Below are 14,757 nucleotides of genomic sequence, written 5' to 3' on the forward strand. Positions count from 1 at the left end.
TCCTACAGAGGGCGGGACTTCTCCTCATTTTAGAGCATTTATGCAATACCAAAGGATGCCATAAGCACCTTTACGGGGAAAATAACTGGACCGCGCATGGAATGACCCTGCGGCGATTGAAGTTTATATAGTTTTTTATAACAAGAAGATACAGCCTACAGATGGGGTGATTGCGTTTGAGTCATAGAGTGGTTGTTACAGGTATGGGCGTGATGACGTCGCTGGGTACGGATTTGGACACGTTCTGGGATCATTTGATGAGCGGCAAATCCGGAGTTTCGACGGTAGACGCTTTTGATGTCAGTGAATACACGACCAGAATAGCGGCATCTATTAAAGACTTTGATCCAGAGGCGCGCTTTGGGCGTAAGGAAGCACGCAAGATGGACCGTTTTGTCCAGTTTGCAGTCGCAGCAGGTGAAGACGCGCTCAAGGACAGCGGACTTGTGATCGGTGAGGATATTGATGCGGAACGGATCGGCGTGTCTGTGGGTTCCGGTATTGGCGGACTCGGCACTTGGGAAGACAATCATAATCTTCTCTTGGAAAAAGGCCCCAAACGGGTTAGCCCGTTCTTCATTCCAATGATGATTGCCAACATGGGATCTGGTCAACTGTCGATTAGTTTAGGTGCCAAGGGCCCGAATACTACAACAGTTACAGCCTGTGCAACAGGTAGCCATTCCATTGGAGAGTCTTTCCGACTGATCCAGCGCGGAGATGCGGATGCGATGATCTGTGGCGGTTCGGAAGCCACCATTCGTCCAACGGGCATGGCAGGTTTTTGTGCGATGAGAGCGATGTCGACACGCAACGATGAGCCTGAAAAAGCCAGCCGCCCGTTTGATATCGACCGCGACGGGTTTGTTATGGGTGAGGGAGCCGGGATTTTGATTCTCGAATCACTCGAGCATGCCGAGAAACGCGGTGCCAAGATTTATGCCGAGGTCATTGGATATGGTCTCAGCGCAGATGCCCACCATATGACAGAGCCTGATCCGGATGGTGCTGCCCGTTGCATCAAGATGGCGATCCGGGATGCCGGAATTGCTCCTGAAGAGATTGATTATATCAATGCTCATGGAACCTCTACACCTGTAGGTGATAAGTCGGAAACAACCGCTGTGAAAATGGCTCTCGGTGAGCATGCATATAAGGTCGCGATTAGTTCCACCAAATCCATGACAGGCCACTTGCTTGGTGCTGCCGGCGGTGTGGAAGCCATAATTTGTGGATTGTCTCTGCAAAAAGGTGTGATTGCACCTACTATTAATTTGGACAACCCCGACCCGGAATGCGATTTGGATTATGTTCCGAATGTTCCGCGCAAAGCGGACCTGAACATCGTTATGTCGAATTCTTTCGGTTTCGGTGGACATAACGCGACGATAATTCTCAAAAAATATAATCAGTAAGGGAGACAGTGCAGTGAAAGGAGACCTGAAGCAGTTACAGAGCCAACTTCAAATCCAATTTCACGATGCTGTACTTCTGAAGCAGGCCTTTACCCATGCATCCTATGTGAATGAACACCGTTTTAACCAGCACCATGACAACGAGCGTCTTGAATTTCTGGGCGATGCAGTACTGGAGCTTACGGTGTCTGAATATCTGTACAATCTGCTTCCGGACAGACCTGAAGGTGAGTTAACCAAGCTGCGGGCTGCAATTGTATGTGAGCCCTCCTTGGTCAGATTCGCAGAGAGTCTGGGCTTTGGACGCTATGTATTGCTGGGTAAAGGGGAAGAACTTACGGGCGGCAGAACCCGCCCGGCCTTGTTGGCTGATGTGTTCGAATCCTTCGTGGGAGCGCTTTATCTGGACCAAGGGCTGGAAACAGCACGGCGGTTTCTGGATAATCACGTATTTCCGTTAGTGGAGACGGATGGTAAGCTGCAAATGCAGATGAGCGATTTCAAGACGGAGCTTCAGGAGCTGATTCAGCATCACGGAATGGGTACGCTGGAATACCGGATTATAGAAGAACGCGGACCGGCACATGAACGGGAATTCGTCTCTGAGGTCTATATGGCTGGCCGGTCCCTTGGGAGAGGCAGTGGACGCTCCAAGAAAGAAGCGGAGCAGCAGGCAGCAGCTGCGGCACTATTGCAGTTGAAGGAAGATGGCGCTTAGTTCCTGGCTGAATGGTAAGGTTTTGCTTTTTGGAAATCCTTGAACTTATTAATTGACTTCAGGACTGCCCCACATAGTGGGAGTCCAGCGGAGGAGAGCAGCAATGGTCTGAATGCCGGCGTACAGGCGGAGGTCAGACTTTTGCTGCTCTTTTTCGAGAAAGAAACTGGAATGCTTTGAATATGAAGGCCTTACAAATTAGAGATATAGCCTGTGAACAGCTCATAATGAAGAGCTATTTTAGGCGGTGAAACGCTATGGTATAATGGGGCAGAGGTGAATAACAGGGTATGTTTTTGAAACGGATTGAATTAGCTGGCTTTAAATCATTTGCCGACAAAACGGAAATGGAATTTGTTCGCGGAATTACAGCTGTAGTCGGCCCGAACGGCAGCGGCAAAAGTAATATTTCCGACGGCATCCGCTGGGTGCTGGGTGAACAAAGCGCCAAATCACTGCGCGGCGGGAAGATGGAAGATATCATTTTTGCCGGAAGTGATGCGCGTAAAGCCGTGAATTACGGGGAAGTCTCACTGACACTGGATAATGAGGATCATGCATTGCCTCTTGATTTCAGTGAGGTGACTGTAACACGCCGTGTACACCGCAGCGGGGACAGCGAATACTTAATTAATAAACAGGCATGCCGGCTAAAGGATATCACAGAACTTTTTATGGATACCGGCATCGGTCGCGAGGCTTATTCAATTATTGGACAAGGCCGGATTGAAGAAATTCTCAGTACCCGTTCCGAGGATCGCCGCGGTATATTTGAAGAAGCCTCTGGAATTGTAAAATATAAATCACGTAAAAAAGATGCAGGACGCAAGCTTGATGAAACAGAGCAGAATCTGCTGCGCATTCATGATCTCATCAGTGAGCTGGAAGATCAGGTGGGACCGCTGAAGGACCAGTCTGAGAAGGCGATCCGTTACAAGGAACTTCGGGAGCAGCTCAAACAATTGGAGATTGCTGTGTATGTTCACCAGATTGAAGGGATACATACGGCGTGGAAGGAAGGCAATGACCGGCTGGAAGTGCTCCGTAACGAACAGCTCCAGCTGTCTACAGTTGTATCAGCGCATGACGCTAAGCTCGAAAGTGGACGTGCTGAGCTGCGGACATTGGAAGACGAAGTGGAGAAGCTGCAGGAACAGCTGCTGCGATATAGCGAATCGAATGAGAAAAGCGAAGGCTACGGTGAGCTGCTAAAAGAGCGTAGACGGAACTTGGAGAGCAACCGGGAACAGCTGATGACTACGCTTGGTTCTGTTGGCGAACGCTCAGCCGACCGTCAGCGGGAGCTTGCAGAGCTGGAGCATAAGCTTCAGCAATCCCGGTTGTCGCTCGAGGAGCTGCGTAAGCAGCTGCAAGACGAGGAGTCCAGGTTGGAGGGTGTTGCCGGAGGTATTAGCCAGAGCAAAGAAGAGAAGCTGAAGAGCGCTCTGCTGGAACTGATGAATCTAATGGCCCAGGCCCGGAATGAAATCCGTTATGCGGATCAGCAAAAAGAAAGCCTGGAGCGCAGAATGAGCCGCAGCCAGGAAGAGAGTGGTAAATGGACTGCGAAGCTGGAGGAATTGATTACCGCCCAGAGTGGGCTGAAGGATAGAATTGCCGGCCTTGGTAACGAAATTGGTGCGCTCCGTAATGCTTATATCACCGAAAGCGAACAGACCAGCAAACGCCAGAAGCTGCTGGAAGAGACGCAAGGCGGACTCCGTAAATGGGAGCAGAAACGCGAAGCCCAGGTATCCCGACATGAGACCATGAAGGAAATGCAGGATGATTTTGACGGATTCATGCTTGGGGTAAAAGAAGTGCTTAAGGGTGCACGCAAAGGGCAGCTTAGCGGTGTGCATGGCGCTGTCGCGGAGCTGATCTCCGTTCCCGAGAAGCTGGAGATGGCAGTGGAAACCGCACTGGGTGCTTCACTCCAGCATGTGGTTATGGATAACGAAGCCGTATCCCGGCAAGCCATTGCTTTTCTGAAGCAGCGTCAGTTGGGACGTGCGACTTTTCTGCCGCTGGATGTTATCCGTCCACGGCAGATTGGCGGAAGTGACCGCGCAATGGTTGAAGGAGCGGAAGGTTTTGTCGGAATCGGCTCCGAGCTGGTGGGATTCGAGGATAAATACGCCAGTATAGTCGGAAGCTTGCTGGGTAATGTGGTTATCGCCGAGAGCCTGGAGCAGGCCAACCGTATCGCTGCCAAGTGCCAATACCGCTACCGGGTGGTGACCTTGGAAGGCGATGTTGTCAACGCGGGTGGTTCCATGACCGGGGGCAGTCAGCATAAGAAGAATAACAGTCTGCTAAGCCGCAAACGCCAGCTTGATCAGCTCTTCAGCGAGATTGAAGAGAGTGAGCGGCAAATTGCCAAGCTGAAGCAGGGTATCAGCCGGTTGCGGGAGGAGCAGGAAACAGCTTCACAGAAGCTGGAAGAGCTTCGTCACGGTGGTGATGAGAAACGTCTTGAGGAGCAGCGTGTCTCCGGTGATTTGAAACAGCTTGAGCAGGAGCTTCGCCATGTGCAGGAGCAGGTCGATGGAGCGGGTGCCGAACGCAGCGGTTTTGAGAGCGAAGTGAAGGCACTGGATGAAAGCCGCAAGCATGCGGTTTCGGAGCTTGAACGGCTGGAGAAGGAAGAGAAAGAGGCCCATGAGGCGATCCGTAATGCGGAATCGGCACGCAAGGCAAATGAATCGGCAAAAGAAGAGCTGCAAAGCAAGCTGACCGGAATGAAGGTAACGGAGGGCAAGCTGGACCAGGAGATTTTCTCTCTGGAAGAGCAGCTGCGGCGCATGAGACAGGATGCGGGATCACAGGATAAAGAATTGCGCCACAGCCGCAGCCTGCTGATCACGATTGAGCAGGATCTGGAAGAAAACACAAGAGAAGCTGTGAAACAGAAGGAAGACCTGAACAATTTCCGCCTGAAAAAAGAAGAGACTGCGGGCAAGCTGGATCTGGCCCGGGCAGACCGTGCGGCCTTGACACGGAAGCTGGAGCTTGCGGAAGGTGAAACTAAGGATCAGCGTCAGGCCTTGAAGGCAGTCGATGATAAGCTGAGGTCAACTGAGGTTGCTGTAGGACGTTTGGATGTTGAACTGGATAATATCCTGCGCAAGCTGAGTGATGATTACGAGCTGAGCTATGAACTGGCCAAGCAGCGTTATCCAGTACCAGAGGATGTGCCTGCTGCCCAGCTGGAGGTTCAGCGTCTCAAACGCAGCATTTCTGCACTGGGAGAGGTCAACCTCGGAGCGATTGAGGAATATCAGCGTGTACATGAGCGCTATACCTTCCTCAGCGGTCAAAAGGATGATCTGGTGGAAGCCAAGACTACGCTGTACCACGTTATTCATGAGATGGAAGAAGAGATGTCCAAACGTTTCAAACAGACCTTCGATGCCATCCGCCGTGAATTTGGCACCGTATTCTCGAAGCTGTTCGGCGGAGGCAGAGCAGATCTTATGCTGCTGGACCCAGAACATATGCTGGATACAGGCATTGATATCGTGGCCCAGCCTCCAGGTAAAAAACTGCAAAATCTGCAGCTGCTATCCGGAGGAGAACGGGCACTGACCGCCATGGCACTGCTGTTCGCCATCCTTCAAGTCAAACCGGTTCCGTTCTGCGTACTGGATGAGGTCGAAGCTGCACTGGATGAAGCCAATGTGGTACGCTTTGCCCAGTATCTGCGTGAATTCTCGGAGCAGACACAGTTTATTGTCGTCACCCACCGTAAAGGAACCATGGAAGAAGCAGATGTACTCTATGGGGTTACGATGGAAGAGGGCGGCGTATCCAAACTGGTTTCGGTGAAGCTGGAGGATGAAGAAGCGGAGATCGCTTAGGCAGGCAGATGCTTCCGATATGAGTTTGTACGAAGTAAATGCAGGAAGTAAGGCTATACAAACTTTTAGGAGGAACCATATGAGCTTTTTTCGAAAATTAAAAGAAAGCATCTCCGGCAAAACGGAGAGTGTAACGAAACAGTTCCGCGACGGTCTCGAGAAAACCCGTAAAGGGTTCGTGGAGAAGGTATCTGACCTCATCATCCGCCGCAAAAAGATCGATGAAGAGTTCTATGAGGAATTGGAAGAAATTCTGATTGGTGCTGATGTCGGAGTCAATACGGTGATGACGCTGGTTGAGGAGTTAAGAGCGGAAGTGAAGCAGAAGCGCATTGAGGATGCTTCCGAACTGCAGCCGATTTTGTCCCGGAAGCTGATGGAACTGCTGCGCGGAGATGATGACAACAGTCTGAAAGAGAACCCTGACGGGATTACTGTCATTCTGTTCGTCGGCGTAAACGGAGTCGGCAAGACGACTACTATTGGAAAGCTCGCACACCGTTATAAGCAGGAAGGTAAAAAGGTTCTGCTTGCGGCTGGCGATACCTTCCGTGCGGGTGCAATAGAACAGCTTGAAGTTTGGGGACAGCGCGCCGGTGTGGATGTCATTAAGCAGCAGGCGGGTTCAGACCCGGCGGCGGTCATGTTTGATGCTGTTCAAGCTGCCAAGCAGCGGAACGTGGATATACTGATCTGCGACACAGCAGGCAGACTGCAGAACAAAAGCAACCTCATGGAAGAGCTCAATAAAATCTTCCGTGTCATCCAGCGGGAGATTCCGAGCGCCCCGCATGAGGTGCTGATGGTTCTGGACGCTACTACCGGACAGAATGCATTAACGCAGGCCAAGCTTTTTGGAGAAAAGAGCGGTGTAACCGGCCTGGTGCTTACCAAGCTGGACGGAACAGCCAAAGGCGGGATTGTTGTCGCTATCCGCCAAGAAATGAACTTGCCTGTTAAGCTTGTGGGACTGGGAGAGAAGATGGAGGACTTGCAGCCATTTGATTCTACCCAATTCGTACACGCCCTCTTTGCCGGAATGATTGCTGAAGAGGAACCGGACGAAGAGCAGGAATAAACCGGTACCTTATAAAATAATACGAGACTTGGCGCCATGAGCGGCTGTGCTTTTAATAGGAGCAACAGCTGCTCTTTTTTTGTGGTTATAACTATAAAAATTCAACATATGAAAAATTCATAATAGTACTGCTTGTCAACTCTCCCGCATACAATTCTATGTAATCCTCAAACGCATTCCCCTATTCAGCACTCCCTTGAGAAAGGAAGCGATTCCACAATTTCCAGGATGGGTTATAAACTCCATTTTGCTGTTATATATATTGACATGAACATTGGCATTTACGTATTATTAAGGTATATTTCAATATTTTCATCTTTTCACTTCAAAAATAAGGTCGGTTTGTTAACAAACATTACACATTATATTAATCCGAAAGGAGTCGGGCTCATGTCCAAACTTGATCCTCTGCCCGGGCTGTCTCCGTATCCGCTGCAACATTTTTATGATGAAATGTATGCCGATGAACGAAGCGTCCGGCCGCATTACAAACATGTGAACCGCATGTTTTCCGGGATGAGCCCCGAAGAGCTGCAGGGTAAACAGAATCTCATGCAGCGTCGGATGATGGAAGAGGGAATTACTTTTACACTGTACAATCCTGCACAGGATCACCCCATGGAGCGTACAATTCCCTTTGATATGATTCCGCGGATTATCCCCAAACTGGAGTGGGAAAGGCTGGAAGCCGGTATCGTTCAGCGTATTACGGCTTTGAATCTGTTCATTCACGACATCTATCATGAGCAATACATTGTCAAAGACGGAATTGTACCGAGACGTATGATCATCTCGAACTGTTACTTCCGGCCGGAGATGTCCGGAATGCGGGTACCCGGCGGAGCTTACATTACTACTTCGGGAATCGATCTGATCCGTCATCATGATGGTGAATATTACGTGCTTGAAGACAATTTACGGACACCCTCAGGATTTTCTTACCTTTTTAAAGGCAGATCTCTCATGAATCAGTTATTTCCTGAATTATCTTTTGCCAGCTCTATCCGCGATGTCGACCACAGTTTGAACCGGTTTCTATCCGTGCTGCGCAGTCTCTCACCGTCACGGACGAAGGACCCGGTCATTGCTCTGCTGACTCCGGGCGAATACAATTCAGCCTACTACGAGCATGCTTTTCTAGCCCAGCAAATGGGAATATACCTGGTGGAAGGCAGGGATTTGGTTGCCCAGGACCATAAGGTATATTTGAAGGAAATGAACGGTCTCAGACGTGTGGACGTCCTGTACCGCAGATTGGACGATGATTTCATAGATCCGCTGGCGTTTCAGCCGAATTCACTCCTGGGAGTTGCCGGGCTGATGAATGCCTACCGGGCAGGGAATATTGCCATAGCTAATGCACCGGGAACCGGAGTAGCTGATGACAAAGCGATGTATGTATACGTACCGGATATGATCCGGTATTATCTGAACGAAGAACCAATCCTGGGAAATGTGCCTACTTATCTGCTGTCCCGTGCACAGGAACGCCAATATGTGCTGGATAATCTGCATGAGATGGTTGTCAAGGAAACCTCCTTGTCCGGAGGATACGGGATGCTGATTGGCAGTGAAGCGACCAAGGATGAGCTTGCCGATTTCCGTCTCAAGATTCTTGCCGATCCGGCCCGGTATATCGCCCAACCGATTATGTCACTGTCTAGAGCTCCAGTGCTTTCGGGTGGCAGCATGACGCCCCGGCATATTGATTTGAGGGCTTTTGTGCTCATGGGTGCCGACCGCAAACCGCATGTTATTCCGGGTGGTCTGACGCGGGTTGCCATGAAGGAAGGCTCGCTGGTGGTGAATTCATCACAGGGGGGCGGTGTGAAGGATACTTGGGTTATGGCTTAGTGTTCACAGCAGAACGCTTCAGAATGAACAAAGTGCAGCATCAATTCGTTTAATGAAGGAGTGGCTACGATGCTGAATCGCAATGCGGAGGCTTTGTTTTGGATTGGCCGGTATATGGAGCGGGCGGAGAATCATGCCCGGCTGATCGATGTGCATTATCATATACAACAGGAAGAGGACTTCCAGGCTGAAGGACATAAATGGTCACGGCTGATCGATGCGCTAGGTGTCAAAAATGAATATCAGCAGCAATTTGACAGCTATTGCGAGCAGGATGTCTTGTCCTTCATTACACTGGACCTTGGCAATACCAATTCAATATTCTCTTGTGTCCACCAGGCGAGAAATAATCTGCGGACGCTGAGACAGCATCTTCCCAGTGAGTTGTGGGATATGGTCAACAGTTTCAACTTGTGGCTCGGAGAACAATCCCTTGCGGATATTATGGTCGGACCTCATCAGTTCTATCAGCATGTCAAAGAGCGTGCTGCCATGTTCCTCGGTGCTGAGCAATCCGTTATGCTGAGAGCCAATGAGTGGCGCTTCATTGAGAGCGGACGCTTCCTGGAGCGGGCAGAGAATACAACACGTATTCTGCAGTCTGTTACGGTGTCCTGTAAGTCCAAAGATATCAATGCTATCTATACACAGCTGCAGGCGGTCCTCAAATCAGTGAGCGGATATCAAGCCTTCCGACGCTATTACGCCGATGCGATGTCCCCAGAGAGCATACTGGAGTTTTTGATTGTAAATGCGTATTTCCCCCGTTCGATCCGCTTTTCGTTCCACAAGCTGGAAGAGCATTTGGCTAAACTTGAGCTGGATACTTCCGAGAAGGGCTCCGGTCACGAGCGGGTAATCCGGCAGGCAGGCAAGATCAAGGCAGAGCTTGACTACATGGAGAAAGAAGAGATGTCCGGCGATCTGGTAGAGGATGTATTGCAGTCCTTGATGATCTCCTGCCAGAAGCTTGGTAAAACGATGGAAGGCGCCTTTTTTCGCCGTGAAGGAGTCTCCGTATGAAAATTCAGATCCATCATACAACCACATACAGCTACCCGGAGCCGGTTACGGACAGTGTCAATGAAATCCGCCTGACGCCGCGGACCAATTACCGTCAGTCCTGCTATCATCATGAGGTAGATGTATATCCACCAGCGAATCTGCTTACCTATGAGGATTTTTTCGGCAACCGGGTGCATGCCTATTCTGTGAATAAGCCCCATAGGGAGATGGTAATTCATACCAAGGCTACCGTGGTTACACTGGATAAGGCGCAGGGTGCCGATCTTCCGCATATTCCGTTAGAGGATCAGGTGAAGCTGCTCAACGATGATAAGTTCCAGAACCGGTATGTAGAGTTTATTTTACCTACCCGATATACCGAAGTAACACCAGAACTTGTCGAGTTTGCGTCACAGCATCCCTTTGATGAAGCGGAAGATATGTATGAATGGACCAAAAAGTTGTCGTCGACGATCTACGAACAGTTTACGTATGATCCTGAAGCGACCAGTGTTAATACTACCGTTAAAAAGGCATTAAAACTCAAACGAGGAGTGTGTCAGGATTATGCCCATCTGATGATCGCAGTCTGCCGTAGTGTGGGTTTGCCTTCGCGGTATGTCAGCGGATATCATTTTGTCGGTGATCTTCAGGGGGGGAATGCCGATTTCGAGCAGGCTTCGCATGCCTGGGTGGAGACACATATCCCCGGAACGGGATGGTTGGGCTTTGATCCGACGAATAATGTGGAAGTGAACTGGCGGTATATCAAGCTGGGACACGGCCGGGATTACAAGGATATCGTACCGGTAAAAGGTGTATACCGCGGTGTATCCGGTACGTTGACGGTCAAGGTGGATGTGCGCAAGCTGGAGAATTGAAGGAGTGAGGAGAGCCCTGCGGCAGCAGGGTTTTTTTGATTTCAACAGGGGCAGTTCAACCATTTCCTTGCTCTTTTTGGGATGTGACTAACAGATAGCGAATAGGTGGTTGTTTGCAGCTTCAATGTGCATGTTGCATCAAGTTTGTGCAAATTTTGCATAAAATGATTATAATCAAGGTCCATTTGGGTAATCTTGAAACAGAGCCACTAAGTTGGACGAATTGGAAAGGGAGTGTACATATGAGCCCGAATATAGCAAAAAAGCAGCGTTTCCTCGGTAAAACAGCCATAATTACAGGTGCGGGCTCTGGAATCGGGAGAGCGACGGCGATTCAAATGGCCCGTGAAGGTGCAAATGTAGCCTTGTTTGACCTGGTGAATGAACGTACCTCCGTCCTGGAGCAGAAGCTGAACAAACAACGAAAGGACTGTGCACTGGCTATCGATGTCGATACTTCGGATGCCGGGCGCATGGAAGAAGCAGTACGCAAGACGGTGGAGCATTTCGGAGGACTGGATATTGTTTTTGCCAATGCCGGAATCAATGGAGCGGTAGGTCCTATCGAAGAGCTGACCCTGGATGATTGGGAGCGTACGATGTCCGTGAATCTGACGGGAACCTTTCTTACGCTAAAATACAGCATTCCACATCTGAAAGAAAAAGGCAAAGGCAGCATCATCATTACGAGCTCCATCAACGGCAACAGCCGTTTTGCCAGCTTTGGCTGGTCACCCTATAGTACCACCAAAGCGGGGCAGGTTGCTTTTGCCAAGATGGCTGCTCTGGAGCTGGCGAAGTTCAAAATCCGTGTCAACGTCATCTGTCCGGGAGCCATCTCTACCAATATTGATGAAAGCACGGAATTTAATGAGGATGTAGAGGCCATAGTGATCCCGATTGAGTTCCCGGAAGGTGCGCAGCCGCTTGCTGATGGGCCGGGTAAACCGGAAAATGTGGCGGACCTGGTGTCTTTTCTCGCCTCGGACGACTCGATTCATATCACGGGAGCACAGATTGTGATTGATGGCGCAGAATCATTGCTCTCCTGATAAACTCACACAGTAGAATATAGTATCCCTGAGAACAAAAGAGCCTTATCCGATGATGGATAAAGCTCTTTTGTATTATGCATTTATTGTAATCTAATTTCAAAAGCGGTTCTGTGACCCAGGTTGTGTACAGTAACTGTACCGTCATGCAGCTCAATAATGCTCTTTACTATAGCAAGCCCCAGACCTGATCCATTGGTCTGTCCAAAGCGTGATTTATCAGCTGTATAAAATCTTTCAAATACAAAGGGTAAATCCTCATCCAGTATCGGTTCCCCATAGTTAATAATACGTACGAGCGCTTCATGATCAGCTTTACTTAACTCGATATCAAGGTATTTTCCTTCGCTTCCATACTTGATAGCATTGCTAATAAGGTTATCAAATACCCTTACTAAAAGAATCGGATCTGCATTAATCATGATTTTTTCATTGCTGTAGAATAGTCTATACTCCATCTCCGCCTCTGTTAGTGCAGGAATAAATCCAAGAATCACTTGCTCCAAAAGTTCTCCTAGATTGAGCTTGCTCTTATTGATGGTTAATTCCGAATTCGTGAGCTTTGAATATTCAAAAAGATTGTCAATTAGAACCTTGAGTTCATTACACTTTTGGAAGGTTATACCTGCATAGTGTCTTAAGCTTTCTTCATCCGCGTATTTGACATCCGCAATCAATTCCATATACCCGAGGATAGAGGTCAACGGTGTTCTTAAGTCATGCGATAAATTTGTGATCAAATCATTTTTTGTTTTTTCCCAGCTTTTTTCTTCTTCCATTAAAATCTTTAGTTTATAGACCATGCTATTAACAGTGGTGGCCAATTTTCCAAGCTCGTCAGAGCTTTTTACCGGAATGTTGACTTCTAAATTACCCTTAGAGATGGTTTCCAGTGTTTTCGTGATGTCTTCGAGATAAACGATGCTCTTTCTGGTCATCAGAAGAAGAAATCCAATCATCAGCAAGATAAGAACGACAAATAATAGCAGGGAAAATATAAATAAATGCTGCATGAAAAATACCGCGAAGGGGTGGTTTGTGGAGGCTACAATTAAGGCCATAAATATCAAAAGCATACATAAACCGGTCAAAGCAGCACTAGTGAAAAAAACGAGTATCAACTTATAGCGTATGGTGCCCCGTTTATTTTTCAATTTTGTAGCCAACTCCCCATACGGTTTCAATGATATGAGGAGTTTTTGGCGTTTTCTCAACTTTCTCCCTAAGTCTCCAAATATGAACCATGATCGTATTATTAGATTCATAATATTTTTCTTTCCATATCGCTTCAAATATTTGTTCCGCACTAAACACAGTGCCGGGACTACTGGCGAGTAATAATAGTATTTCATATTCTGTTGGGGTTAAATTGATCTCATGGTGGTCAGTAGAGACGGAATGATTATTTTTATTGATCACTAAACCTTTGATATGAATGACACTGTCCTCATTCTTTTGTTGGCTCGGTACATTTAAAATGATATAACGTCTTAACTGTGATTTGATCCGTGCAATCAGCTCCATTGGATTAAAGGGTTTGGATAAGTAATCATCTGCACCCAGTCCAAGCCCAAGAATCTTGTCCATATCCTGTGATTTGGCGCTTAGCATAATAATGGGCAGGTTCATGGTCTGCCTTATCCTTCTGCAGGTCTCCATTCCATCTATTCCTGGCATCATGATATCGAGCACAACCAGATCTATCTTCTGATGGTTCAGAATGTTAAGGCCCTCAGTTCCATCAAATGCTGTTAGCACCCGATACCCTTCATTAACAAGATAAATCTCAATTAACTCAACAATTTCCTGTTCATCATCAATAATTAGAATACTATATTGCTTCATAGTAGATCCCTTTCAAGTAACGTTCTGTAATATGACTATTATAGCCACAGGTAAAAGTTAACTCTATGTAATAGATCCGTGATTTTCAGAAGGTGTTACTTTTCGGAGGATAACAAGTCCATAAATAAATAAGGGCAGAGTAATCAGAATCGAGCTTACGGAGTTACTGACAGTCATAGTGATGTAGGTTTTGTTCAGACCTCCGCCAACCGCAATTTCTTGAAAGCTGCCAAAGATATCAAGTACACCATGAGCAAGCATTGCCGGAAAAATGCTCTTGTTCCTGATCACACAGGCTGCAAAAAACACTCCGATAAATATTCCATAAGTCATTTGTGTTAACGTAGCAAGCAATGAAGAGTGATGAAGAAAATAATGGATGATATGCGCGGAACCAAACAATACACTGGACATGATCATCACGGCATAACATCCTCTTCGGGTTGCCCCCCATTTACGCAGCATTACGGACAATACAGCACCGCGGCATAGCACCTCTTCAAATAATCCCGTGGACAGATAAGTTACGATAAACAAGACAATTACGACCGGTCTTGAGGTATCTATAACAATTTTGCCAAATATAAAATCTGACCCATTGAGTAATATTAACAAAATCATAGGCCAGTAAATCCACAATCCCTTCCAGTTCGGACGGGTAAATCCTGCACTCATCAATAACCCCCACCGTTTCAAAAGCCATATTATTGCAAAACTAACCAGTACCTGCTCAATGATCCCTGTTGCATATTCACTTGATTTCTGACCTAACAAAGACACAAACAAAGGATCTAAAGGTATGGACGTTAAGACAATCGTCACAACAATCATAATAATTGAAAACATTACAGGTCTAGCAAATGCATAAGTTTTTAACTTTTCCATCTAAAACTCTCCCTTGTAATAAAACTGGATACGACTCCATAAGTGTAGGCGTAAATATCCGCTGCGATTTAACTAATTCCTTAAGGAATTCTAACGGAAATCTTAACATTTCTTAGCTGCTGTCCGGTGAGATGAGTGGAACGTAGATGAACACTGCCACAAGC

The 14,757-nt window shown here is 47.8% G+C and carries 11 protein-coding genes; 8 read left to right on the top strand and 3 right to left on the bottom strand.

Features of this window, described 5'->3' with window-relative positions:
- Window positions 1–176: 176 nt before the first annotated feature.
- The 8 genes from fabF to A3849_RS12415 all read left to right on the top strand — a co-directional run bounded on the left by fabF (window position 177) and on the right by A3849_RS12415 (window position 11,863).
- A complete protein-coding gene (gene fabF, locus A3849_RS12380; protein ID WP_074111692.1) occupies window positions 177–1,415 on the top strand; it encodes a beta-ketoacyl-ACP synthase II in 1,239 nt (412 codons plus the stop codon).
- A 13-nt stretch (window positions 1,416–1,428) separates the two neighbouring features.
- Entirely contained in the window at window positions 1,429–2,133 is a 705-nt protein-coding gene (gene rnc / locus A3849_RS12385) for a ribonuclease III (RefSeq protein WP_074111693.1), read from the top strand.
- A gap of 290 nt (window positions 2,134–2,423) precedes the next feature.
- A complete protein-coding gene (smc, locus tag A3849_RS12390) occupies window positions 2,424–5,993 on the top strand; it encodes a chromosome segregation protein SMC (RefSeq protein WP_074111694.1) in 3,570 nt (1,189 codons plus the stop codon).
- Window positions 5,994–6,072: 79 nt separating this feature from the next.
- Window positions 6,073–7,071, top strand: coding sequence for a signal recognition particle-docking protein FtsY (ftsY, locus tag A3849_RS12395; protein ID WP_218619232.1), 999 nt, complete (start codon window positions 6,073–6,075; stop codon window positions 7,069–7,071).
- Window positions 7,072–7,461: 390 nt separating this feature from the next.
- Window positions 7,462–8,925 (top strand): circularly permuted type 2 ATP-grasp protein, encoded by a 1,464-nt coding sequence (locus tag A3849_RS12400; RefSeq protein ID WP_074111695.1) that lies wholly within the window; start codon window positions 7,462–7,464, stop codon window positions 8,923–8,925.
- Window positions 8,926–8,994: 69 nt separating this feature from the next.
- Window positions 8,995–9,948 carry an alpha-E domain-containing protein gene (locus A3849_RS12405; protein ID WP_074111696.1) on the top strand — a complete coding sequence of 318 codons (954 nt, stop codon included), beginning with the start codon at window positions 8,995–8,997 and terminating at the stop codon, window positions 9,946–9,948.
- Window positions 9,945–10,811 carry a transglutaminase family protein gene (locus A3849_RS12410; protein WP_074111697.1) on the top strand — a complete coding sequence of 289 codons (867 nt, stop codon included), beginning with the start codon at window positions 9,945–9,947 and terminating at the stop codon, window positions 10,809–10,811. The genes A3849_RS12405 and A3849_RS12410 overlap by 4 nt, the downstream gene beginning before the upstream one ends.
- 242 nt (window positions 10,812–11,053) lie before the next feature.
- A complete protein-coding gene (locus A3849_RS12415; protein WP_074111698.1) occupies window positions 11,054–11,863 on the top strand; it encodes an SDR family oxidoreductase in 810 nt (269 codons plus the stop codon).
- A gap of 83 nt (window positions 11,864–11,946) precedes the next feature.
- On the opposite strand, the gene A3849_RS12420 is transcribed toward A3849_RS12415, so the two are convergent.
- The 3 genes from A3849_RS12420 to A3849_RS12430 all read right to left on the bottom strand — a co-directional run bounded on the left by A3849_RS12420 (window position 11,947) and on the right by A3849_RS12430 (window position 14,593).
- Window positions 11,947–13,017, bottom strand: coding sequence for a sensor histidine kinase (locus tag A3849_RS12420; RefSeq protein WP_074111699.1), 1,071 nt, complete (start codon window positions 13,015–13,017; stop codon window positions 11,947–11,949).
- A complete protein-coding gene (locus A3849_RS12425) occupies window positions 13,007–13,708 on the bottom strand; it encodes a response regulator transcription factor (protein WP_074111700.1) in 702 nt (233 codons plus the stop codon). The genes A3849_RS12420 and A3849_RS12425 overlap by 11 nt, the downstream gene beginning before the upstream one ends.
- A 63-nt stretch (window positions 13,709–13,771) precedes the next feature.
- Complete coding sequence (locus tag A3849_RS12430; RefSeq protein WP_074111701.1) at window positions 13,772–14,593, bottom strand: CPBP family intramembrane glutamic endopeptidase; 822 nt, start codon at window positions 14,591–14,593, stop codon at window positions 13,772–13,774.
- Window positions 14,594–14,757 lie beyond the last annotated feature (164 nt).

Origin of the sequence: Paenibacillus sp. P46E (genome assembly GCF_001909095.1) — a bacterium.
Taxonomy (GTDB): domain Bacteria; phylum Bacillota; class Bacilli; order Paenibacillales; family Paenibacillaceae; genus Paenibacillus_AQ; species Paenibacillus_AQ helianthi.